This window comes from Shinella yambaruensis, from assembly GCF_050859155.1.
Taxonomy (GTDB): domain Bacteria; phylum Pseudomonadota; class Alphaproteobacteria; order Rhizobiales; family Rhizobiaceae; genus Shinella; species Shinella yambaruensis.
The window spans coordinates 4561905-4584646 of the sequence record NZ_CP150638.1 but is presented as its reverse complement, the minus strand read 5'-3'; the positions used below and the strand labels follow the sequence as shown (position 1 = coordinate 4584646).

Genomic DNA, 22742 nt, shown 5'->3' with positions numbered 1-22742 from the left:
GCCGCGCCATGCGCATGGCGGGCCGTTCCCGGCTCCCTCCCTCATGCTGCATCACCTTTCCCCCGGCGTTTGCGGCATTCTTCGCGCGGCCGCATTCTATGATGCGGCTCTTGCGCTGCTCGGCTACGCGCGGGTCTGGTCGGATATCCGCCGCGGCGAGCCGGGCCAGGCCAGGCCATCGGCTACGGCCCGCCCGGCGGCGGCGACAAGCCCTGCCTGAAAGATCACGGCACGGCCGCCGCCGCGCCGGGGCCAGGCTTCCACATCGCTTTGCCGCACCGAGCCGCCGCGCGGTCGATGCCTTCCATCGCGCCGCCCTTGCCGCGGGCAGGCGCGACAATGGCCCACCCGGACTGCGCCTCCCCTACGGCCCGACCTGCTATGCCGCCTTCATCATCGATCCGGACGAGCACCGCATCGAAGCCGTCTGCAAGGATCCCGCGGGACCGCCCGCCGGCAGGTGAACCGTTCGTCCGTGCCCGATCGGCAAGGCTCAGCCATGCCCGCATAGGGCATCGGCATACCAGACCCACGCTCCCACTCTCCTTCGGCGGGACCGCTGCCTTCTTCCCGAAAACTCACGCCGCCGCGGAGAGCCGCTCGCCGGCGATGCGATAGGAGATCGCCTCCGCCAGATGGATGCGGCCGACAACCGGCGCCTCGTCGAGATCGGCGAGCGTGCGGGCGACCTTGAGGATGCGATGGTAGCCGCGCGCGGAGAAATGCATCTTCTCCGCCGCATCGCGCAGGAGCTGGAGACCGCCGGGATCGGGCTCCGCCACCTTTTCGACGAGCGCGGTCGAGGCGCGCGCATTGCTGGTGACGGAGGCCATGCCGAGCCGGGCGAAACGGTCGACCTGCAGGGCACGGGCACGGGCGACGCGGCGGGCGACGGTCTCGCTGGCCTCGGCGGCCATCGGGCGGATGAGATCCGTCGCGGAGACGGCCGGCACGTCGATGCGGATGTCGATGCGATCCATCAGCGGGCCGGAAATGCGGGCCTGGTAGTCGCTCATGCAGCGCAGGCCGCGGGCGCAGGTCCGGCCGGGTTCGCCCGCCATGCCGCAGCGGCAGGGGTTCATCGCCGCGACGAGCTGCATGGCGGCGGGATAGCTCACCCGGTGGTTCGCCCGGGCGATGATGCATTCCCCGGTCTCGAGCGGCTGGCGCAGCGCATCGAGCGCCTGGGGCGAGAATTCCGGCAGCTCGTCGAGGAAGAGCACGCCGTTATGGGCCAGCGAGACCTCGCCCGGCCTTGCCCGCGACCCGCCGCCGACGAGCGCAGCCATGGTGGCGGAATGATGCGGCGCGCGGAAGGGCCGGCGATCCGACAGCCGGCCGCCGGAAAGCTGGCCGGCGATGGAATGGATCATCGAGACCTCCAGCAGCTCCCGCGGCGAGAGCGGCGGCAGGATGGCGGCAAGGCGCGCGGCCAGCATGGACTTTCCCGAGCCCGGCGGGCCGACCATCAGCAGATTGTGGTTGCCGGCCGCCGCCACTTCCAGCGCCCGCTTGGCGCTTTCCTGGCCGCGGATATCGGCAAGGTCCGGCAGGTCCGCCGCCGCCGCCCGGATTGCCGGCGCCGGCCGGGACAGGACCTGCGTTCCCTTGAAATGATTGGCGAGCGCAATCAGGCTGCGCGGCGCCAGGATATCGAGGCCGCTGCCGGCCCAGGCGGCTTCCGCGCCGTTTTCCGCCGGGCAGATCAGCCCCTTGCCGAGCGCGTTCGCCCCCATGGCGGCGGGCAGCGCCCCGGCGACGGCGGCGATCGTGCCGTCGAGGTTCAGCTCGCCGATGACGACAAAGTCCTCCAGCGCATCGCCCGGCACGGCGCCGAGCGCCATCATCAGGCCGAGCGCGATGGCAAGGTCGTAGTGGCTGCCTTCCTTCGGCAGGTCCGCGGGGGCGAGATTGACCGTCACGCGCTTCGGCGGCAGCGAAAGGCCGGAGGCGTGCAGGGCCGCCTGCACCCGCTCGCGGCTTTCGGCGACCGCCTTGTCCGGCAGGCCGACGATCTGCATGCCCACCTTGCCGGGCGCCACCATGACCTGCACGTCGACCGGCACGCCCTCGATGCCCTGGAATGCGATCGTCCCGACCCGCGCCACCATGATTGCCTCCGCCCGTTCCCGCGGCGCTGCGCCATTCTCGGCGCAAGGCTACCGCGACACGTTTTCGCCGAAAACGTCCCCTGCACCCGCCCCTGGGTTGCATCTGCAAATCTGGCATGGAATCCGGAATGAAACAAGAACAATCATAGAACTTGCGAGAGAATTTTCCGCGCGCCGGTTGCAGCCGGTTGCATTTGCGGAACGAAGGCGGGACGTTCGCGAACGGAACGTCCCGCAAAACCCTTCGGGGCGGGCCGCAAGACGCTCAGCGCTTGCTTTCGATGGCGTCCCACAGCAGGGCGGAGATGTCGGCGCCGCCGAATTTCCTGACTTCCCGGATGCCGGTCGGGGACGTCACGTTGATCTCGGTCATGTAGTCGCCGATGACGTCGATGCCGACGAAGAGGAAGCCGCGCTCGCGCAGCGCCGGGCCGATGCGGGTGCAGATCTCCTTTTCGCGGGCCGTCAGCTCCGTCGGCTCCGGGCGGCCGCCGGCATGCATGTTGGAGCGGGCGTCGTGTTCGGCAGGCACGCGGTTGATGGCGCCGACCGGCTCGCCGTCGACGAGCAGGATGCGCTTGTCGCCCTTGCGCACGTCCGGCAGGTATTGCTGGGCGATGAAGGGTTCGCGGAACATCTGGCCGAACATTTCGAGCAGCGAGGAAAGGTTGCGGTCGTCCTTGGTGGAATGGAAGACGCCGGCACCGCCATTGCCGTAGAGCGGCTTCAGGATCATGTCGCCCATCTCCTCGCGGAAACGGCGGATTTCGGCGGGATCGCGCGTGATCAGCGTTGCCGGCATGAGGTCGGCGAATTCGGTGACGAAGATCTTCTCCGGCGAGTTGCGCACCCAGGCGGGGTCGTTGACGACAAGCGTCCTGGGGTGGATGCGCTCCAGGAGATGCGTCGAGGTGATGTAGGACATGTCGAAGGGCGGGTCCTGGCGCAGGAGCACCACGTCCATCGTCGAGAGATCGACGCGCTCGGGCGCGCCGAGCGTATAGTGATCGCCCTTGACGTCGCGCAGTTCCATCGGCTCGACGGCGGCATAAACCTTGCCGTCGCGGAGACTCAGGCGGTCGGGCGTGTAGTGGAACAGCCTGTAGCCCCGGTTCTGCGCCTCCAGGCTCATGGCGAAGGTGGAATCGCCGGCGATGCTGATGGTCGACATATGGTCCATCTGGACCGCGACGTTCTTGATCTTTGCCATGAAAAGTCCCCTCAGGAATGCCCGACACATTTAGGATGCGGGCGGCGCGATGGCAACGGGCCTCGCGCGGGGTCAGGCGAAGGCATCGATCCGGCAGGTGATGAGGTCGTGGTCGGAGAGCGGACGGCCGGAAGGATCGAGCGAGGGCACGATGCGCGTATCGGAAACCGCAAGGCCGCGCAAGAAGAACCAGTCGAGCTTCATGGCCCGTTCCGGCCAGCGCGTGATGAGGCTCGGGCGTGTCGTCATCCTGTCCAGCGGACCGCCATGGCGGGTGAAGCCGCGCTCGGCCGCGCGGGCGAAAAGCCCCTCCGCCTCGAAGTCGCCGCCGGCATGGTTGCCGGTGTTGAGATCACCGCCGATGAGGACGGGGTGGCCGGGGAAGGCCGCATCGAGGGCGTCGATAAGGCCGACCATCTGGCGTTCGCGATAGGCGGCCGTCGTGGCGCTTTCGAAATGGGTGGAGACGAGAACGAGCGGGCCGGCTTCCGTGTTGACGACGGCGCCGATCGCCATGCGCTCGCCGAGGCGCGGCTGGTCGACCTCGCCCATGAACCAGAGGCGCTCGCCCTCCAGCCGCAGCAGGAAGGGCGCGTGCAGCGGCACGGTGGCCATGAGGCCATTGCCGTGCAGGCCGCGGCGGTTGAACCGGTCCTTGCAGAATTCCAGCTCCGTATCCGAGCCGAGGCCGAGCTCGATGAACTCGACGCCGTAGAGATAGGCCATGCCCAGATCGCCGGCGACCTCGGCCGTGGTGTGGCGCTGGCGCGTGCGGGCCATGCCGTCGTCCATCTCGGAGAGCAGAACGATCTCGGCACCGGTGGCGCCGAGATGTTCGGCGCTTTCGAGCGGAAAGAGGCAGCGTTCGAGGTTCCAGGCGGCGACGGTGAAGGGAAAGGGCAGCGGTTCGGCGCGTTCGGCACGGCCGCCTTTCTCCACCGCGTTCATGCAGGCAAGCTGCGCCATGCGGGCATCGTGCGCGGAGATGGATTTTTCGAGATCGGCTATCGCCGCGCGCTCCGCCGGAGTAGGGGCGGTCAGTCTGTCGACGGTGGTGCGGATCATGATGCGGCGGCCTCCAGCACCGGCAGGCCGGCGGCAAGGGTTTCCGGGCGGTCTTCGCCCGGCCAGTCGATCCGCCGGCCGCTGGCGCGATCGAAGAAATGCAGCCGCGACGGCGTGATCGAGAGCGAGACGGTTTCCGGCAGCGGGTTTTCCGAGGAGACGGCGGCGACGAGCGGCTGGTCGCCGACAAGGCCGTGCACGAGGCGCTGGGCCCCCAGTTCCTCGACATAATCGACCCGGAAGGGCAGGCTGCCCTTTCCCTCCGGATGGAGGCGCAGGTCCTCGGCGCGCAGGCCGACGGTCACGGCGCCCTGCGTCGGCACCGTGGCGCCGAGGTCGATGAGGGCGGGTCCGAGGGCGAGCTTGCCGCCGTGCACTTCGCCATCCGCGAGATTCATGGCCGGCGAACCGATGAAGCTGGCGACGAAGGTGGTGGCGGGACGGTGGTAGACGTCGAGCGGCCGGCCGATCTGCTCGATCCTGCCGCCGGAGAGCACGACGAGCCGGTCGGCGAGCGTCATCGCCTCCAACTGGTCGTGGGTGACGTAGATCGAGGTCGTGCCGACGCGGCGCTGCAGGCGCTTGATCTCGCCGCGCATGGAGACGCGCAGTTTGGCATCGAGGTTGGAGAGCGGCTCGTCGAAGAGGAAGGCGGAGGGTTTGCGCACGATGGCGCGGCCCATGGCGACGCGCTGGCGCTGGCCGCCCGAGAGGGCACGGGGCTTTCGCTCCAGATAGGGCTGGAGTTCGAGCATGCGGGCGGCTTCCGCCACGCGCGCGTCGATCTCGGCCTTCGGCGTGCGGCGGTTCTTCAGGCCATAGGCGAGGTTTTCGTAAACCGTCATGTGCGGATAGAGCGCATAATTCTGGAAGACCATGGCGATGTCGCGGTCGGCCGGGTCGATCTCGTTGACGACGCGCGGGCCGATCGTCACCTCGCCTTCGCTGATCGTCTCCAGCCCCGCGACCATGCGCAGCAGCGTCGATTTTCCGCAGCCGGAGGGGCCGACGAGCACGATGAACTCGCCGTCGGCGATGTCGATCGAGACGGCGCTGACGGCGGTCACGCCGCCATTGTAGATCTTGGATACGTCCTTGATGCTGATCGCTGCCATGGGACGAGCCTCCTATTTGTCGCTTTCCGTAAGACCCTTGATGAACCACCGCTGGAAGATCAGCACGATCATGACCGGCGGCAGCATGGCGAGGATCGCCAGCGCAAAGGCCTCGTTGTAATCGGGAATGTTGGAGCCCACCCAGACGAGCAGGATCTGCTTGATGCCGCGCACCAGCGTGAAGAAGCGCTCGTCCGTCGTCATCAGCGTCGGCCAGAGATACTGGTTCCAGCCATAGACGAACATGATGATGAAGATGGCGGCCATCATGGTGCGCGAGAGCGGCACCAGCACGTCGATGAAGAACTTGAACGGCCCGGCGCCGTCGATGCGCGCGGCCTCCAGCAGCTCCTCCGGCACGGACTTGAAGAACTGGCGGAAGAAGAAGGTGCCGGTGGCCGAGGCCAGCAGCGGCACGATCAGGCCGGTATAGGTGTTCGTCAGCGAGAGCTTGTTCATCACCTCGTAGGAGGGAAGGATGCGCACTTCCAGCGGCAGGAGCAGCGTCGTGAAGATCATCCAGAAGAACAGCGTGCCGAGCCGGAAGCGGAAATAGACGATGGCATAGGCGGCGAGCATCGACAGCACGATCTTGCCGGCGGCAAAACCGATGCCGAGGATCAGCGAGTTCCAGATCATGCGCGCGCCGGTGATCTTGCCGGTGAAGCCGCCCTCCCGCGTCAGCACGGTGTTGTAGGTCTCGGTGAAGTGGCCGCCCCAGGCAAGCGAGAGGCCGTTGCGGTGGATGTCGGCCGCCTCGTGGGTGGAGGTCATGAAGGCGACCACCACGGGGGCGACCATGACGAAGACGCCGAGGAGGAGAACGAGGTGATCGAGGAGACGGATGCGGTTCATGGCGGGCGCCCTCTCAATTGTAGTGCACGCGCCGCTCGATGAAGCGGAACTGGAAGATGGTGAGCACGAAGACGACGATCATCAGGATGACCGACTGGGCCGAGGATCCGCCGAGGTCATTGCCGCGGAAGCCGTCCATATAGACCTTGTAGACCAGGGTGATCGGGTTGTTGGCGGCCTTGTCCTTCACCATCACGTCGATGACGCCGAACGTGTCGAAGAGGGCGTAGGTCATGTTGATGACGAGCAGGAAGAAGGCGGTGGGCGCGAGCAGCGGCAGCGTCATCGTCCAGAAGCGCCGCGTGCCGGAACGGCAGTCGATGGCGGCGGCTTCCCGCACGGAGGCCGGAATGCTCTGCAGGCCCGAGAGGATGAAGATGAAATTGTAGGGGATCTGCTTCCACACCGACACGATGATCATGGCGATGGCGGTGTCGTTGTAGTTGAGGCCGACCTTCATGTCCCAGCCGAAGAGGGCGGCGAATTTCACCAGCGGGCCGATATGCTGGTCGAAGAACATCATGCCCATCAGGCCGGCGACCGGCGGGGCGATGGCGTAGACCCAGATCAGCAGCGTCTTGTAGGCGGCGCTGCCCTTCAGCACCGCATCCGCCTTGACGGCGAGCAGCATGCCGATGCCGAGCGAGAGGAAGGTGACGAGCGCGGTGAATACCACGGTGAAGCGGGCGATCGACTGGTACTGCACGGAGCCGAGCGCATCCGAATAGTTCGACAGGCCGACGAAGGTGGAACCGAAGCCGAAGGGATCCTCGAGATAGAAGGACGACTGGATCGCCTGGACGGACGGCCAGTAGAAGAACACGAAGATGATCGCCATCTGCGGTGCGAGGAAGAGATAGGGCAGATAGGGCGAGGAGAATTGCACGCGCTTCATGGGCGATCCTTCGATGGCGGACACCCCCTCATCCGGCCTGCCGGCCCCCTTCTCCCCGGCGGGGAGAAGGGGAGATGTTGCAGCGTCTGCGGTCCCCCTCTCCCCTTGGGGAGAGGGTCGCCGAGCGAAGCGGAGGCGGGGTGAGGGGGATTCCTACCCTGTCAGCCGGCGGTCTTGGCGAAGCGGGCGAGCAGGTCGTTCGCTTCGGTCTCGATCGTCTTCATGGCGTCTTCGACCGAGGTTTCGCCGGCGAAGATGCGGCCGTATTCGCGCTCCATGATCTCGCGGATCTGCGGGTAGAAACCGAGGCGGTAGCCCTTCGACCAGTCGCCCGACTTGAGCATGAGCTGCTGGATGCCGACTTCGGCGACCGGGGTCTTTTCATAATAGCCTTCGGACTTCGCCAGCTCGTAGGCCGCCTTGGTGATGGCGACGTAGCCGGTGGCCTGGTGATAGAACTTCTGGATTTCCGGCGAGGTCAGGAACTGGAAGAAGTCGGCCGTGCACTTGTTCTCTTCGTCCGGCTTGCCGGACATGGCGAACAGCGCGGCACCGCCGATGAACGAGTTGGTGCCGGCCCCTTCAATGCCCTGCCAGTAGGGCAGGAAGGCCGCGGTGAACGGCTTCTGCGCCGTCTTCTGGAGGCCGCCGAACGAACCGGACGACCCGATCCAGAGGGCGGCCTTGCCATCTTCGAAGAGCTTCTGGTTGTCGTTCCAGCCGGCACCGAAATAGCCGAAATAGCCCTCGTCGGCCCAGGCCTTCAGCTTGGTGAACATCATGACGAGGTTCGGGTCCGTCATGTTGATCTTCGTGTCGGTGACCGAATCGTAGCCGTTGTTGTTCGTCGCGAACTGGATGTTGTTGCGCGAGAAGAAGTTTTCCGTGAACTGCCAGGTGAGCTGCGACTGGACGAGCGGCAGGTAGCCGGCTTCCTTCAGCTTCGGCGCGATCGCCTCGAACTCTTCCCAGGTCTTCGGCGCTTCGACGCCGGCCTTCTCCAGGGCCTCGGTGTTCACGTACATGATCGGGGCGGAGGAGTTGAACGGCATGCCTACGAACTTGCCGTCCGGCGCGGCGTAGAAGTAGCGCACGCCCTCGATGAAGGCTTCGCGGTCGAACGGGTGGCCGGCGCCGGTGATCAGGTCTTCGGCCGGGATAACGGCGCCCGGAGCATTGATGATCGTCGCCGCGCCCGCGTCGAAGACCTGCAGGATGTTCGGCTGTTCGCCCGAGCGGAAGGCGGCGATGCCGGAAGCGAGCGCTTCCTCGTAGGTGCCCTTGGAAACCGGCGTCAGGGCACAGGCCGACTGGGCGGCGTTGAACTTCTGGGCGACTTCGTTGATGACCTCGCCGTTGCGGCCGGCCATGCCGTGCCACCAGGTGATGTTGGTGGCGGCCATCGAGGCCGAGGCGGAAAACGCGAGTGCGAAACCTGCGAGGGAAAGCGGCTTGAACATGGGTTGCTCCTCTTCACCGGATTTGGTGTGAGGGTGCACTAATGAGCCACCGTGACGGGCGCGTTACGGTTTCATGTCAGTTTCGTTACATTTTCCTTTTGGTCAAAACGCATCCGGCAGATGCCGGGGAAGCCGCCAGGGGCGGACGGCGACAATGTCGTACCGGAGGGAGAGGCGGTGGCCGTCGGGCTGGCGCGAGAGCCAGATTTCGCTTGCCGCGCGGATGCGCCCTTGCGCGGTTCCGGTGACGGCGAAGACGGCGCTGTCGACGTCACGGCGCGCCTTCACCTCGACGCAGACGACGAGGTCGCCGCGCCGCGCGATGATGTCGATCTCGCCGAGCTTCGTGCGGTAGCGGATCGCGCGGATGCGAAAGCCCTTGGCGGCAAGGTAGAGCGCGGCGATGTATTCGGAGACGTGTCCGCGGCGAAAGGCCTTCAGCCGGCCCGTATCCGCCGGCCTATTGCCCATCGCCGCCCTTCAGGTCGATGAGGCGCTGGTAGAGGTCGCGCCGCGGCAGGCCGGTCTGCCGCGCGGCCTCGGTGGCCGCCTTGCCGGCCGGCATGTCCCTGGCGAGCGCGGCAAGCAGCCGGTCGACATCTTCCGCCTCGGGCGCGGCCGCCGCACCCGGCGGGCCGATGACGAAGACGATCTCGCCCTTGACGGCGTGGCCGTCGCCATAATGCGCCGACAGCTCCCCGAGCGTTCCGCGGCGGAACTCCTCGAAGGTCTTGGTCAGTTCGCGGCAGACACAGGCCGCCCGCCCCTCCCCCAGCACCTCGGCCGCCGCCGCGACCGTCGCGGCGATGCGATGCGGGGATTCGAAGAACAGCAGCGTCGCCGGCACGCCCGCAAGCTCGGCGAGGCGATCGCGCCGCGCCTTGTCCCTGGACGGCAGGAAGCCGGCAAAGAAGAAGGCCTCGTTGGGCAGGCCGGAGCCGACGAGCGCGGCAAGCGGGGCGGAGGCGCCGGGGATGGGCACGACGCGGTGCCCGGCCGCGATGGCGAGCAGCGCCAGCCGGTATCCGGGATCGGAAACGAGCGGCGTGCCGGCATCGGAGACGAGGGCGACGGATCTGCCTCCCTCCAGCGCGGCGATGAGGCGCGGGCCCGCCTCGTCCGCATTGTGCTCGTGATAGGCATAGGGCCGGTTGACGATGCCGTAGCGGTCGAGCAGCACGCGGGTGACGCGCGTGTCCTCGCAGGCGAGCACGTCGGCGCCTGCCAAGGTTTCGAGCGCCCGCAGCGTGATGTCGGAGAGATTGCCGATCGGCGTCGCGACGAGATAGAGCGCCGGCTCCAGCGGCCGGGCGGGGATCACGGCATTGTGCAGGCGGAAAGTCTTCGCGCCTTCGCCCCCGCCGTTTGCCGCACCCTCGTCCCGCATCGCCCGTCACCTTTCCGGCCGCTGGACGGCCGCATGTCTTCATCCTTATGGGCGAGCGGGCAGGCCCTCGCAAGGTCCGGCGGTTGACTATCCTGTGTTCCACGCCGTTAGCACTTGCAAAGTTCCGCATGTTTCTGCCATTTTGCCCGTCCACATCTTCCGGCGCCCGCCGGGATTTCAAGGCAATGCCGCGCCGGACCTCCGGCGTGCTAGCGGTCGAAAGCGGTACAGTTCATGCGCATTACTCTCGAGCGGTCCAATCTTCTGAAGTCGCTGAACCACGTCCATCGCGTGGTCGAACGGCGCAACACGATCCCGATCCTCTCGAACGTGCTGCTGCGCGCGGACGGCGCGAGCCTCGACATGAAGGCGACCGACCTCGACCTCGAGATCACCGAGGCGACGCCCGCCCAGGTCGAGCAGGCCGGCGCGACGACCGTTCCGGCGCACCTGCTCTACGACATCGTGCGCAAGCTCTCGGACGGTTCGGAAGTGCTGCTCGCCACCAGCGCCGACGGCGCCTCGATGACGGTCGCCTCGGGCCGTTCCAAATTCTCGCTGCAATGCCTGCCGCAGTCCGATTTCCCGGATCTCACCGCCGGCAGCTTCTCGCACACGTTCCGCCTCAAGGCGACGGATCTCAAGATGCTGATCGATCGCACCCAGTTCGCGATCTCGACGGAGGAGACCCGCTACTACCTCAACGGCATCTTCATCCACACGATCGAGAGCAAGGGCGAACTGAAGCTCCGGGCCGTCGCCACCGACGGCCATCGCCTGGCCCGCGCCGACGTCGAAGCCCCCTCGGGCTCCGAGGGCATGCCGGGCATCATCATCCCGCGCAAGACGGTCGGCGAGCTGCAGAAGCTGGTCGACAATCCGGACCTGACCGTCACCGTCGAGGTCTCGGACGCGAAGATCCGCTTCACCATCGGCTCCGTCGTGCTGACCTCCAAGCTGATCGACGGCACGTTCCCCGATTACCAGCGCGTGATCCCGACCAACAACGACAAGGAACTGAAGATCGACTGCCAGTCCTTCGCCCAGGCCGTCGACCGCGTCTCCACCATTTCCTCCGAGCGCGGCCGCGCCGTGAAGCTGGCGCTCGGCGACGGCCAGCTGACGCTAACCGTCAACAACCCGGATTCGGGCAGCGCGACGGAAGAGCTGCCGGTCGGCTATGACAGCGACCCGCTGGAAATCGGCTTCAACGCGAAATACCTGCTCGACATCACCTCCCAGCTCTCCGGCACGGAGGCCGTCTTCATGCTGGCCGATCCGGGCTCGCCGACGCTGGTGCGCGACCTTGCCGGCGACGACGCGCTCTACGTGCTCATGCCGATGCGCGTATAGACGCCGCCATATCGGGAAACCGCCTTGGAACCCGCCGGTCCTCCGGCGGGTTCTTTTTTAGGGAGCGCTTTCGCGGGCGGGGGAAACTTGCAGGCGGCGGCGCAATCAGACTTGTTTTTGACGCAAACCGCGTCACATATTCGCAGAAGGCCGGGCGAAGCAGGCGGACACGAAGCCCCTTCCCGGCCATGTAGAAGTGCTACCATGAAGGGGGATGGCATGACGTTGCGCGTGAAGGTCAAGGAACGGCTCGGCAAGAAATTCGACGACGAGATCCGGTTCTTCAAGGGCTGGATGAGCAATACGCGGGCCGTCGGTTCGATCATCCCCACCTCTTCGGTCACCGCGCGCCGCATGGCGAGCGTCATCAATCCCACCTCGGGCCTTCCCGTGCTCGAACTCGGGCCGGGCACCGGCGTCATCACCAAGGCGATCCTCGGGACCGGCCTTGCGCCGGAGAAGCTGACCTCGATCGAGTTCTCCACGGATTTCTACAATCACCTCGTCGCGCGCTTCCACGGCGTCAACTTCATCAATGGCGATGCCTTCGACCTCGACAGGACGCTCGGCGATCTTCGCAACGCCACCTTCGACAGCGTCATCTCCGCCGTGCCGCTGCTCAATTTCCCGATGCACAGGCGCGTCGCGCTGATCGAGGACCTGCTCTCGCGCGTTCCCGCCGGCCGGCCGGTCGTGCAGATCTCCTATGGCCCGCTCTCCCCCGTCGTCGCCATGCCGGATCGTTACCAGATCAGCCATCTCGACTTCGTCGTGCGCAACATCCCGCCGGCGCAGCTCTGGACCTACCGCCGCACCCATTGAGGGGCGGCCGTGTTCGCCCTTTATATCACCCATCCGCAGGTCGCCATCGACCCGGCCGTGCCGGTGCCCGACTGGGGCTTGTCCGAGCGCGGCCGCGAACGGGCCCTGCTCGCCGCCTCGGCCGGCTGGGCGCGGCAGATCGGCCGCTTCGTGGCAAGCACCGAGCGCAAGGCGATCGAGACGGCGGAGATCCTTGCCGCCGGCCGCCTTGCCGTCGAGACCGACCACGCCATGGGCGAGAACGACCGTTCCGCCACCGGCTACCTGCCGCCCGATGCCTTCGAGGCCGCGGCCGACGAATTTTTCGCTCATCCGGAGCGGAATTTTCGCGGCTGGGAGCGCGCGGTGGATGCGCAGGCGCGCATCGTCGCCGCCGTCGAGCGGGCGCTGGACGGTCACGACCCGGAAATCCCGATCGCCTTCGTCGGCCATGGCGGCGTCGGCACGCTGCTGAAAGGATACCTCAAGGGCACGCCCATACGCCGGGACGGCGACCAGCCGGGCGGCGGCGGCAATCTTTTCGCTTTCGGCCTTGCGGACCGCATCGTCGCATGCGACTGGACGCCAATGGAATCTTGGAAAGGGTTTTGACCATGTCCGCGCGCGACCGCCTGATCGTTGGCCTCGATGTACCGACCATCGCGGAGGCGGAAAAGGTGGTCCAGACGCTCGGCGACACCGCCCTCTTCTACAAGATCGGCTACCAGCTGGTCTTTGCCGGCGGCCTGGAATTCGCCCGCGACCTCGCCAGGGACGGCAAGAAGGTCTTCCTCGACATGAAGCTGCTCGACATCGACAACACGGTGGCCAAGGGCGTCGAGAACATCGTCAAGATGGGCATGTCCATGCTGACCCTGCACGCCTATCCGAAGGCCATGGCCGCCGCCGTCGCCGCCGCCAAGGGTTCCGATCTCTGCCTCCTCGGCGTCACGGTGCTCACCTCCATGGATGCCAAAGACGTCATTGACGCCGGCTACGAATACGATCCGCACACGCTGGTGCTGCGCCGCGCCGAACAGGCCCGCATCGCCGGCATGGGCGGCGTCGTCTGCTCCGCCGAGGAAGCCAGGGCCGTGCGCAAGATCGTCGGACCCGACATGGCGATCGTCACGCCGGGCATCCGCCCGGCCGGCGCCGATCTCGGCGACCAGAAGCGAGTCATGACCCCGGCCGACGCGCTGAAGGCCGGCTCCAGCCACCTCGTCGTCGCCCGCCCGATCGTCAAGGCGGACGATCCGCTTGCCGCAGCAAGCGCGATCCTCGCCGAAATGGACGGCGCACGCGCAGCATAACAAAAAGGGAGAGAGACATGCCCAAGGGCTACTGGATCGCACAGGTCGATGTGCGCGACACCGAACGCTACAAGGATTACGTCGCCGCCGCCAAGCCGGCCTTCGAAAAGTATGGCGCGAACTTCATCGCCCGCGGCGGCGCCTTCGCGCAGCTGGAAGGCCGCGTGCGCGCCCGCAACGTGATCATCGAGTTCCCCTCGCTGCAGGCCGCCGTCGACTGCTACAATTCGCCGGAATACCAGGTCGCCGCCGCCATCCGCCAGGAAGTGGCGGATGCGGAAATGGTGGTCGTCGAGGGCCTTTGAGCCGGCCATCCCGGCTCCCGGAAAAACCCGGCGCAAGAGACGCTTCGCCGCGCTTCACCTTACGAACGCTTTGGGCTATGTAGGCGCTACCGACCTACAATGTTCTTCAGGAGCAGCCTCATGACCTTGTCCAACCTTCCGCCGCTCGTCACAGTCTTCGGCGGCTCGGGCTTCGTCGGGCGTCATGTGGTGCGTGCGCTGGCGCGCCGCGGCTACCGCATCCGCGTCGCCGTCCGCCGGCCGGACCTTGCTGGCTTCCTGCAGCCGATCGGCGGCGTCGGCCAGATCTCCTTCGTGCAAGCGAACCTGCGCTACCGCCAGTCCGTCGATCGCGCCGTCGAGGGCGCCGACCACGTCATCAACTGTGTCGGCATCCTCTTCGAGAGCGGCCGCAACAATTTCGACGCCGTGCAGGATTTCGGCGCCCGCGCGGTGGCGGAAGCCGCCCGCGCCGTCGGTGCGAAGCTCACCCACGTCTCCGCCATCGGCGCCGACGAGAAATCCGCGTCCTCCTACGCCCGCACCAAGGGCCGCGGCGAAGCGGCGGTGCTGCGCACGGTTCCCGATGCCGTCATCCTGCGACCCTCCATCATCTTCGGCCCGGAAGACGGCTTCTTCAACAAGTTCGCCACCATGGCCCGCTATGCCCCGGCCCTGCCGCTGATCGGCGGCGGCCACACGAAGTTCCAGCCGGTCTACGTCGCCGACGTCGCCGAGGCCGTCGCCCGCTCGGTGGACGGCACGATCGAGCGCGGCCGCATCTACGAGCTCGGCGGTCCGGAAGTGCTGACCTTCCGCCAGTGTCTCGAAACCATGCTGCGCGTGATCGACCGCAAGAACCCGCTCGTCTCCCTGCCCTTCGGCATCGCCTCGCTGATCGGCTCCATCGCCTCGCTCGTGCCCCTTATCAAGCCGCCGCTGACGGCCGACCAGGTCACGCTGCTGCGTGTCGACAATGTGGTCTCCGACGCCGCCCGCAGCGAGGGCCGCACGCTGGAGGCGATCGGCATCGAGCCGGTCCTCGTCGAGGCGATCCTGCCGAGCTATCTCGTGCGCTACCGGCCGCAGGGCCAGTTCACGCGGATCGACCGCGCCGCCTGACCGATTTTCATCCCGAATAACCGGCCGGCACGGGGCGATCCCGCGCTAGCCGGCCCGTGTTTTTCGAAGCGCTTTGGGCGGGCTGTTGCACTTATGCAGCGGTTAAAAAAATCACTGCGGCATTTACGCGCGATTCAGCATGTCGCGATATTGATTGTCTTCGGGCCAGCGAATAAACACCGCCCCCGTCGCGTCGTACTGATGACAGTTCTGCGGCGTATTTTCAGGACTTTGAGAGGCTTCCGGCGTAATGGGCAAGGCAATTGCAATCTTCTTCGGATTTTCGGCTCTGATCATCGTGGCCGGATCCTTTGCCGCGCCGTCGACGGTCTCGGCCGGCAAGCACGGCTGTTCGCCGGCCTACGGCGTCGATCCCTGCACGACCGCCTCGGTCAAGTAAGGGCGGGCCGGCCAGAGCCGGCCGTAACAATCTTTACCCGAAGATCAGAAGGCCGATCAGGCCCAGCGTTCCCACGACGATCCGCCAGATGGCGAACAGCGTGAAGCCGCGGCGCGAGACGAAGTCGAGCAGCGAGCGCACGACAAAGAGACCTGCCACGAAGGCTGCGACGAAGCCGACGCCGATGACGAGAAGGTCGTCGGACGAGAGCGCGTCGCGGTTCTTGTAGAGATCGAGCGTGAAGGCGCCGACCATGGTCGGCATGGCGAGGAAGAAGGAAAACTCCGCCGCCGAGCGCTTGTCCGTGCCCATCAGCAGGGCGCCGGCGATCGTCGCGCCTGAGCGCGAGGTGCCGGGGATCATGGCCAGGCACTGGCAAAGGCCGATCTTGAAGGCGAGCGACGGCGGGTACTTCATCGCATCCGTATAGCGCGGCTGGAGCGGCAGGCGGTCGATCACGTAGAGGATGACGCCGCCGACGATCAGCACGATGCAGATCAGCATCGGGGTTTCGAAGAGCACCGTCTTGATGAAATCATGCGCGAGCGCGCCGATGACGGCGGCCGGCAGGAAGGCGATGAGCACGCTGGCGACGAAGCGCCGCGCCTCCGGGCTCGACGGCAGCGCAAAGGCGATGCGGAGCAGCTTGGCCGCGTAGACGGAGAGGATGGCGAGGATCGCGCCGAGCTGGATGAGCACGGCGAAGGTGTTGCCTGGCGACTTGAAGCCGAGGAAGTGCCCGGCGAGCAGGATATGGGCGGTGGAGGACACCGGGATGAATTCGGTCAGGCCCTCGATCAAACCGAGAATGAGGGCGCTGACGATGGACTGGTCTGCCATGTAGGTTCCTTGGGGAAAGGGGACGAAAGCCACGGAATGAAGCGGGCTTCGAGCCTCCCACAAAACCCCGCCCGGAGGTTTTGTGGGAGGCCCATACGGCAAAAAGCCCGATTCGCTTGTGTTTGTACCACCAAATTTCTATAGGTTCGTCAAATCAGCCATGGTCAAATCAGCCCGCATGCGCGCTCGACCCGGCCACAGCCCCTTCCGCAAGACCAGCAAAGCAGCCTGATGCCCACACTCTACCATCACCCGATGTCCGCCGCGTCCCGCTTCGTCCGCCTGATCCTGGCGGAATACGGGTTCCAGACGGAGCTTGCCGAAGAACAGCCTTGGGAAAACCGGCGCGATTTCCTCGCCCTCAACCCGGCCGGAACGCTGCCCGTCTATGTCGACGACAGCATGCGGGCGCTCTGCGGCGCGAGCATCATCTCCGAATATCTCGACGAGACGCACGGCGTCCTGAAGCGCGACCGCCGGCTGCTCGCCGAAGACCCCTTCCAGCGCGCGGAAATCCGCCGCCTGACGGAATGGTTCCTGCAGAAGATGGAGCAGGACGTGACGCGCCCGCTGGTGCGCGAGCGCATCTTCAAGCTGCAGATGACGCCGGACCAGGGCGGCGGCCCGCCGGACAGCAAGATCCTGCGCAATTCGCGCGCCAATATCCGCCAGCACATGAAGTATCTTTCCTGGCTCGCCGGCTCGCGCACCTATCTTGCCGGCGACCGCCTCAGCTATGCCGACCTTGCCGCCGCGGCCTGTCTTTCGGTGCTCGACTATATGGGCGAGATCAACTGGGCGGACGCGCCGCAGGCCAAGGAATGGTACCAGCGGCTGAAGTCCCGCCCCTCCTTCCGCCCGCTGCTGGCCGAGCGCGTGCGCGGCGTCACCCCGGTCTCGCACTACGCGGACCTCGACTTCTGAGGACGGGGCGATGTCGGGCGACGACAGGATCCGGCGCCGCCTGACCGACTTCCTCAAGGCGGAAGCGGCGGACAAGGGGTTCGACCTCTGTCGCATCACCGGCCCCGATTCCATTCCCGAGGCGCCGCCCCGGCTCGCCGACTTCCTTGCCGCCGGCTATCACGGCACCATGGACTGGATGGCGGAGACCGAGGCACGGCGGGCCGATCCGCGCGTCCTGTGGAGCGCGGTGCGCTCCGTCGTCCTCTTCGGCATGAACTACGGCCCGGCGCACGATCCGCGCGCCGTGCTTTCCATGCCGGACCGGGCGGCGATCTCCGTCTATGCGCAGAACCGCGATTATCATGACCTCATCAAGGGCAAGCTGAAGGAAGTGGCGACGCGCTTTGCCGCGCGCGGCGGGGCGGATGTGAAGGTGTTCGTCGATACGGCGCCGGTCATGGAAAAGCCGCTCGCCGCCGCTGCCGGGCTCGGCTGGCAGGGCAAGCACACCAACCTCGTCAGCCGCACGCACGGCTCCTGGCTCTTCCTCGGCAGCCTCTTCACCACGGCCGACCTTGTCCGCGACGAACCGGAGCGCGACCATTGCGGCTCCTGCCGCGCCTGCCTCGACGCCTGCCCGACCGACGCCTTTCCAGCGCCCTACAAGCTCGATGCGCGGCGCTGCATCTCCTACCTCACCATCGAGCACAAGGGACCGATCGATCCCGCCATCCGCGAGAAGATCGGCAACCGCATCTATGGCTGCGACGATTGCCTGGCCGCCTGCCCCTGGAACAAGTTCGCCGCCGCGGCCTCGCAGATGAAGCTCATCGCCCGCGAGGAACTGAAGGCGCCGGCGATCGCCGATCTCCTGACCCTCGACGACGCGGGTTTCCGCGCGCATTTCTCCGGCTCGCCGGTCAAGCGCATCGGCCGCGACCGCTTCATCCGCAACGTGCTGATCGCCGCCGGCAATTCCGGCGACCGCAGCCTGATCGCGCCCTGCCTCCATCTTGCCGACGACGCGTCTCCCGTGGTGCGCGGCATGGCCGCATGGGCGCTTTCCCGGCTGATGGCGGCTTCCGAATTTACCAAATTTGCGGCAGGAAGGGCGGACGACGCGGACGCGGACGTGCGCGCGGAATATGAAAGAGCAAAGGCAGACTGTCGATGACGCACCTCCTGATCCTCGGCGCCGGCTTCTCCGGCAAGGCTATCGGCCAGACCTTCAGGGCGGCCGGCTTTTCCGTCTCCGGCACGACGCGCTCGGCGGAAAAGGCAGAGGGCCTTTGCGCCCTCGGCATCGCGCCGATCCTCTATGACGGCGGCCCGATCCCCGAGGCCCTTGCGGCCGACATGGCGCGCGCCACCCATGTCGTGCAGTCCATCGCGCCCGGCAAGGAGGGCGATCCGCTGTTCCGCGCCGGCATGCCGCCGATCTCCGCCCTGATGCCGGAGCTCGCCTGGGCCGGCTATCTTTCGACCGTCGGCGTCTACGGCGACCACAAGGGCGGCTGGGTGGACGAGAACACCGCGCTGAACCCGGTTTCCACCCGCTCCGTCGAGCGGGTGGAGGCGGAGAACCGCTGGCTCGACTTCGGCAGGGCCTCGGGCCTGCCCGTTGCCGTGCTGCGCCTTGCCGGCATCTACGGGCCGGGCCGCAATGCGCTGCGCAACATGGAAGAGGGCACCGCGCGCCGCCTCGTCAAGAAGGACCAGGTGTTCAACCGCATCCGCGTCGAGGATATCGGCCGTTCGGCCCTCTTCCTTGCACAGAAGTCCCTCGGCGGCCTCTGGAACATCACCGACAACGAGCCCGGTCCGCCGCAGGACGTGGTGGCGGAAGCCGCCCGGCTGATGGGCTTGCCGGTGCCGCCGGATATTCCTTTCGAGACGGCGGAACTTTCTCCCATGGCCCGGTCTTTCTATGCAGAGAACAAGCGCGTCTCGAACGCCAAGCTGCGTGCTGCCGGCTTCGAACTTCGCTTCCCGGACTATCGCCAGTCGCTCGCCGAGCTCCACGCGGCCGGCCGCTGGCGCGGTTGAGGGGCGAGGCCGGCAGGGCTGGCTTTTGCGATTTAATACAACCTTTAATTTATCTGCCTCATTTTTGCCGCCGAATTCATGCGCAGTAACTGCTAATATTGAAAGTTTTTTCCGAGAATTTGTGCGATTGCCGGATGACCATTCCAACTTGCAAGTCGATCCAGTTTAGTGACTGATTCGGAAGATTCTTTTCCGCCATCCGAACGAAGATCAAAAATCCATCGCCGGCGATGGACTGTATATCGTACGGCCTCCCCACAGCAATTGCGGCGGGTTGAGGCACGTTTTTGCCATTTTTGCTTCCTCATAGGGCGATCATCACAGCGGAAATTCGCAACTTTCCCGGAAGGTCATCCGATACATGATGCTCAAGCTCTCCAGCCTCGCACTCGCCTCGCTCGTCACAGCCTCCTCCACCTTCGTTACATTCTCCGATGCTGAGGCCGCCGGTTGCGGTCGTGCCTCCTGGTATGCGCTGCACTCGCGCACCGCCTCCGGCGAGCGCATGAACCCGAACCTCCTGACGGCCGCCCACCGGAGCCTGCGCTTCGGCACCAAGGTGAAGGTCACCAACGCGAACAACGGCAAGAGCGTCGTGGTGCGCATCAACGATCGTGGCCCGTTCATCCGCGGCCGGGTGCTCGACCTCTCCAAGGCCGCCGCCTCCAACATCGGCATGATCCGCTCCGGCCACGCCAAGATCTGTTACGAAGTCATCGGCTGACGAGCGCTATTGTGCGGCTCCCGGCTTGCCCTTCGTGCATTCCGCCGCTACCACGACGCAAAACGGAGATGACGGATGCGATTGGGTGGGCGGCTCTCGGGAGCCATTGAGGTTCTGACGGATATCGAGACGCGGCGGCGCCCCGTCGCCGATGCACTCAAGGACTGGGGCCTCTCCCATCGGTTTGCCGGTTCCGGCGACCGCGCCGCGATCGGCAATATCGTCTATGACGCGCTGCGCATGAAACTGTCGCACGCCTTCCTGATGGACGATGACAGTCCCGCCGCCCTCGGCCATGCCGTGCTCCTGCGCCAGTGGGGCCTCGCCCCCGAGGCGCTTGCCGCCGAGTTCGACGGCGACCGGTTTGCCCCGGAGCCCATTTCCGGCGAGAAGCTTGCCGCCTTCCGCGCCCGCACTCTCGACGACGCCGCGCCGCATGTGCAGGGCGACATTCCCGAATGGATCCAGCCCGCCTTCGAGGCCAATTTCGGCGAGGCCTGGCTGGCGGAAGCCAAGGCGCTTGCCGGCCGGCCGACGCTGGACCTGCGCGCCAACACGCTGAAGGCCGGCCGCGACAAGGTGCTGAAGGCGCTGGAGCGCAACGCCGCCGCCGCCTCGGCCATCGCCCGCGAGGGCATCCGCATTCCTGCCGGCGAAGGCCCCTCGCGCCTGCCGAACGTCACCGCCGACCTCGCCTTCCAGAAGGGCTGGTTCGAGGTGCAGGACGAAGGCTCGCAGATCGTCGCCGATCTCGTCGTGCCGCAGGAGGGCGAGCAGGTGCTCGACTTCTGCGCCGGCGGCGGCGGCAAGACGCTCGCCATGGCGGCCGCCATGCACAACAAGGGCCAGGTGCACGCCTACGACACCGACCGCAAGCGCCTCGCCCCGATCATCGAGCGGCTGAAGCGTGCCGGCACGCGCAATGTCCAGGTCCATGAGACCATTGCCAGCCTTGCCCCGCTGAACAGCCGCTTCGACCGCGTACTGGTCGATGCCCCCTGCACGGGCACCGGCACCTGGCGCCGCCGGCCGGACACCAAATGGCGCCTCACCGAAAAGAACCTCGAGGAACGCCTCACCCAGCAGCAGGAAGCGCTTGCCAATGCCAGCGCCTTCGTGCGGCCGGGCGGCTTCCTGCTCTATGTCACCTGCTCGATCCTGCCGCAGGAGAACGAGGAACAGGTGCACGGCTTCTGCGCGGCCAATCCGCAGTTCGAAATCCTGCCCGCGACCGACACCTGGAAAAAGCTGTTCGGCGCGGACAAGCCGCAGCCCTGGTCGCGCGACGGCAAGACCGTCACCCTGACGCCGGCCTCGACCGATACGGACGGCTTCTTCTTCTGCGCCATGGGCCGCAAGGCCTGAGGCGGTTGCGCTCTGTCAAGTGTACCGGAACAGCTTGAAATCGTTCTAAACTATACACTTTGACACAAGTTTTTATTTGGTCCATGACAGTAACGCCTGAATAATCCCGGGCCCGGCGAGATGCCGGACCATCCGGGCGGCGGCCGCCAAGGGAGGCAAGCCGTGACGTCCGGTGTCGGGGGACACATCGAACAGGACACCAGGAGACGTCATGACCACTTCCTTCCTCCGCGCGGCCGCCTTTGCGCTTGCTGCCGCGACATCGGGGCTCGCCATCGGTTCCGCCCATGCGGCCGCCGATCCGGCCGCGATCGTCAAGCACTATGCCGAAATCGCGCATGCCAAATTCTCCGACTCGCTCGACGCAGCAAAAGCGCTCGACGCAGCGGTCGACGCACTCATCGCCAAGCCGGGCGACGACACGCTGAAGGCCGCGCGCGAGGCGTGGCTGAAGTCCCGCGTGCCCTACCAGCAGACGGAAGCCTATCGCTTCGGCAATCCGCTGGTCGACGACTGGGAAGGCAAGGTCAACGCCTGGCCGCTCGACGAGGGCCTGATCGACTATGTCGATGCCAGCTACGGCACGGAGAGCGACGAGAACGCCCTCTTCGTCGGCAATGTCATCGCCAATCCGAAGCTGGAGATCGGCGGCAAGACGATCGACGCCACCACCATCACGCCGGCAGTCCTGCAGGAACTGCACGAGGCGGGCGAAGTGGAAGCGAACGTGGCGACCGGCTACCACGCCATCGAATTCCTGCTGTGGGGCCAGGACCTCAACGGCACCGGCAAGGGCGCGGGCAACCGCCAGGCGAGCGACTATGACACGGCCAATTGCACCAACGGCAATTGCGACCGCCGCGCCGCCTACCTGAAGGCCGCATCCTCGCTGCTCGTCACCGATCTGGAAGAGATGGTGACGGCCTGGGCGCCCGATGGCGACGCCGCCAAGAACGTGACGTCGGATCCGAAGGCCGGCATCACCGCCATGCTGACCGGCATGGGCTCGCTCTCCTATGGCGAACTTGCCGGCGAGCGCATGAAGCTCGGCCTCCTGCTGCACGATCCGGAAGAAGAGCACGATTGCTTCTCCGACAACACGCACAACTCGCATTACTACGATGTCGTCGGCATCCAGACCGTCTATACGGGCGAATATACCCGTGCGGACGGCTCGAAGCTCGCCGGCCCGTCGCTCTCCGAGCTGGTTGCAGAAAAGGACGCCGCGCTCGACACGGAGATGAAGGCCAAGCTCGACGCCAGCCATGCCGCCTTCAAGGCGCTGGTGGACCGCGCGGAAGGCGGCGAAGCCTACGACCAGATGATCGGTGAGGGCAACGAAGAGGGCAACAAGGTCGTCCAGGCCGCCGTCGACAGCCTGATCGACCAGACCAGGACGATCGAACGCGTCATCGCCTCGCTCGACCTCGGCACGATCGAGCTTGAAGGCTCCGACAGCCTGGATAATCCTAACGCTGTCTTCCAATGAT

General features: G+C 66.2%; 23 protein-coding genes and 1 pseudogene. 13 read left to right on the top strand and 11 right to left on the bottom strand.

The window, feature by feature from the left end; all coding sequences use genetic code 11:
• Window positions 1-43: 43 nt before the first annotated feature.
• Window positions 44-464, top strand: a pseudogene (locus WMC41_RS22320) (VOC family protein).
• 114 nt (window positions 465-578) lie between these two features.
• Here WMC41_RS22320 and WMC41_RS22315 read toward each other — a convergent pair.
• The 9 genes from WMC41_RS22315 to rsmI all read right to left on the bottom strand — a co-directional run bounded on the left by WMC41_RS22315 (window position 579) and on the right by rsmI (window position 10098).
• Window positions 579-2111, bottom strand: coding sequence for a YifB family Mg chelatase-like AAA ATPase (locus WMC41_RS22315; RefSeq protein WP_432346487.1), 1533 nt, complete (start codon window positions 2109-2111; stop codon window positions 579-581).
• A gap of 265 nt (window positions 2112-2376) precedes the next feature.
• Complete coding sequence (gshB, locus tag WMC41_RS22310; protein WP_432346485.1) at window positions 2377-3321, bottom strand: glutathione synthase; 945 nt, start codon at window positions 3319-3321, stop codon at window positions 2377-2379.
• 72 nt (window positions 3322-3393) lie between these two features.
• Complete coding sequence (locus tag WMC41_RS22305; RefSeq protein WP_432346483.1) at window positions 3394-4386, bottom strand: endonuclease/exonuclease/phosphatase family protein; 993 nt, start codon at window positions 4384-4386, stop codon at window positions 3394-3396.
• Window positions 4383-5501, bottom strand: a complete 1119-nt coding sequence (locus WMC41_RS22300; RefSeq protein ID WP_432346481.1) for a sn-glycerol-3-phosphate import ATP-binding protein UgpC — start codon at window positions 5499-5501, stop codon at window positions 4383-4385. Before WMC41_RS22300 ends, WMC41_RS22305 begins: the two co-directional genes overlap by 4 nt.
• A gap of 12 nt (window positions 5502-5513) precedes the next feature.
• Window positions 5514-6356: a sn-glycerol-3-phosphate ABC transporter permease UgpE gene (ugpE, locus tag WMC41_RS22295; protein ID WP_272807368.1), complete on the bottom strand. Its 843-nt coding sequence runs from the start codon at window positions 6354-6356 to the stop codon at window positions 5514-5516.
• Window positions 6357-6369: 13 nt separating this feature from the next.
• Window positions 6370-7251, bottom strand: coding sequence for an ABC transporter permease subunit (locus WMC41_RS22290; protein ID WP_244767207.1), 882 nt, complete (start codon window positions 7249-7251; stop codon window positions 6370-6372).
• Between the two features lie 161 nt (window positions 7252-7412).
• Window positions 7413-8711, bottom strand: a complete 1299-nt coding sequence (locus tag WMC41_RS22285; protein ID WP_272807366.1) for an extracellular solute-binding protein — start codon at window positions 8709-8711, stop codon at window positions 7413-7415.
• A gap of 102 nt (window positions 8712-8813) precedes the next feature.
• Window positions 8814-9182 carry a YraN family protein gene (locus WMC41_RS22280; protein WP_272807365.1) on the bottom strand — a complete coding sequence of 123 codons (369 nt, stop codon included), beginning with the start codon at window positions 9180-9182 and terminating at the stop codon, window positions 8814-8816.
• Window positions 9172-10098, bottom strand: coding sequence for a 16S rRNA (cytidine(1402)-2'-O)-methyltransferase (rsmI, locus tag WMC41_RS22275; RefSeq protein ID WP_432346478.1), 927 nt, complete (start codon window positions 10096-10098; stop codon window positions 9172-9174). Before rsmI ends, WMC41_RS22280 begins: the two co-directional genes overlap by 11 nt.
• 234 nt (window positions 10099-10332) lie before the next feature.
• Between rsmI and dnaN the strand changes: the two genes are divergently transcribed.
• From dnaN to WMC41_RS22245, 6 genes are all read left to right on the top strand, one after another.
• The gene (gene dnaN, locus WMC41_RS22270) at window positions 10333-11451 is read left to right on the top strand and encodes a DNA polymerase III subunit beta (protein WP_432346476.1); all 1119 of its coding nucleotides are present in this window, start codon (window positions 10333-10335) and stop codon (window positions 11449-11451) included.
• Window positions 11452-11670: 219 nt separating this feature from the next.
• The gene (pmtA, locus tag WMC41_RS22265; RefSeq protein ID WP_432346474.1) at window positions 11671-12273 is read left to right on the top strand and encodes a phospholipid N-methyltransferase PmtA; all 603 of its coding nucleotides are present in this window, start codon (window positions 11671-11673) and stop codon (window positions 12271-12273) included.
• Between the two features lie 9 nt (window positions 12274-12282).
• Window positions 12283-12864, top strand: coding sequence for a histidine phosphatase family protein (locus WMC41_RS22260; RefSeq protein WP_432346472.1), 582 nt, complete (start codon window positions 12283-12285; stop codon window positions 12862-12864).
• A 2-nt stretch (window positions 12865-12866) separates the two neighbouring features.
• On the top strand, window positions 12867-13565 hold the full coding sequence (gene pyrF / locus WMC41_RS22255) for an orotidine-5'-phosphate decarboxylase (RefSeq protein ID WP_432346470.1): 699 nt from the start codon (window positions 12867-12869) through the stop codon (window positions 13563-13565).
• 17 nt (window positions 13566-13582) lie between these two features.
• Entirely contained in the window at window positions 13583-13870 is a 288-nt protein-coding gene (locus WMC41_RS22250; protein WP_244767199.1) for a DUF1330 domain-containing protein, read from the top strand.
• A 120-nt stretch (window positions 13871-13990) separates the two neighbouring features.
• The gene (locus WMC41_RS22245) at window positions 13991-14971 is read left to right on the top strand and encodes a complex I NDUFA9 subunit family protein (RefSeq protein ID WP_244767198.1); all 981 of its coding nucleotides are present in this window, start codon (window positions 13991-13993) and stop codon (window positions 14969-14971) included.
• Window positions 14972-15094: 123 nt separating this feature from the next.
• Here the strand turns inward: WMC41_RS22245 and WMC41_RS22240 are convergent, their stop codons facing one another.
• Both WMC41_RS22240 and WMC41_RS22235 read right to left on the bottom strand, forming a co-directional pair.
• On the bottom strand, window positions 15095-15268 hold the full coding sequence (locus tag WMC41_RS22240; RefSeq protein WP_432348421.1) for a hypothetical protein: 174 nt from the start codon (window positions 15266-15268) through the stop codon (window positions 15095-15097).
• A 136-nt stretch (window positions 15269-15404) separates the two neighbouring features.
• A complete protein-coding gene (locus WMC41_RS22235) occupies window positions 15405-16211 on the bottom strand; it encodes an undecaprenyl-diphosphate phosphatase (RefSeq protein WP_244767197.1) in 807 nt (268 codons plus the stop codon).
• A 231-nt stretch (window positions 16212-16442) separates the two neighbouring features.
• On the opposite strand from WMC41_RS22235, the gene WMC41_RS22230 reads away from it, so the two are divergent.
• The 6 genes from WMC41_RS22230 to WMC41_RS22205 all read left to right on the top strand — a co-directional run bounded on the left by WMC41_RS22230 (window position 16443) and on the right by WMC41_RS22205 (window position 22741).
• Complete coding sequence (locus WMC41_RS22230) at window positions 16443-17135, top strand: glutathione S-transferase family protein (RefSeq protein ID WP_272807360.1); 693 nt, start codon at window positions 16443-16445, stop codon at window positions 17133-17135.
• Between the two features lie 10 nt (window positions 17136-17145).
• Window positions 17146-18291, top strand: a complete 1146-nt coding sequence (gene queG, locus WMC41_RS22225) for a tRNA epoxyqueuosine(34) reductase QueG (protein ID WP_432346467.1) — start codon at window positions 17146-17148, stop codon at window positions 18289-18291.
• Window positions 18288-19163 carry an SDR family oxidoreductase gene (locus WMC41_RS22220; protein WP_432346466.1) on the top strand — a complete coding sequence of 292 codons (876 nt, stop codon included), beginning with the start codon at window positions 18288-18290 and terminating at the stop codon, window positions 19161-19163. The genes queG and WMC41_RS22220 overlap by 4 nt, the downstream gene beginning before the upstream one ends.
• A 361-nt stretch (window positions 19164-19524) precedes the next feature.
• Window positions 19525-19887 carry a septal ring lytic transglycosylase RlpA family protein gene (locus WMC41_RS22215; RefSeq protein ID WP_432346464.1) on the top strand — a complete coding sequence of 121 codons (363 nt, stop codon included), beginning with the start codon at window positions 19525-19527 and terminating at the stop codon, window positions 19885-19887.
• Between the two features lie 75 nt (window positions 19888-19962).
• Complete coding sequence (locus WMC41_RS22210) at window positions 19963-21252, top strand: RsmB/NOP family class I SAM-dependent RNA methyltransferase (RefSeq protein WP_432346462.1); 1290 nt, start codon at window positions 19963-19965, stop codon at window positions 21250-21252.
• Window positions 21253-21463: 211 nt separating this feature from the next.
• Window positions 21464-22741 carry an imelysin family protein gene (locus WMC41_RS22205; protein ID WP_432346460.1) on the top strand — a complete coding sequence of 426 codons (1278 nt, stop codon included), beginning with the start codon at window positions 21464-21466 and terminating at the stop codon, window positions 22739-22741.
• Window position 22742 lies beyond the last annotated feature (1 nt).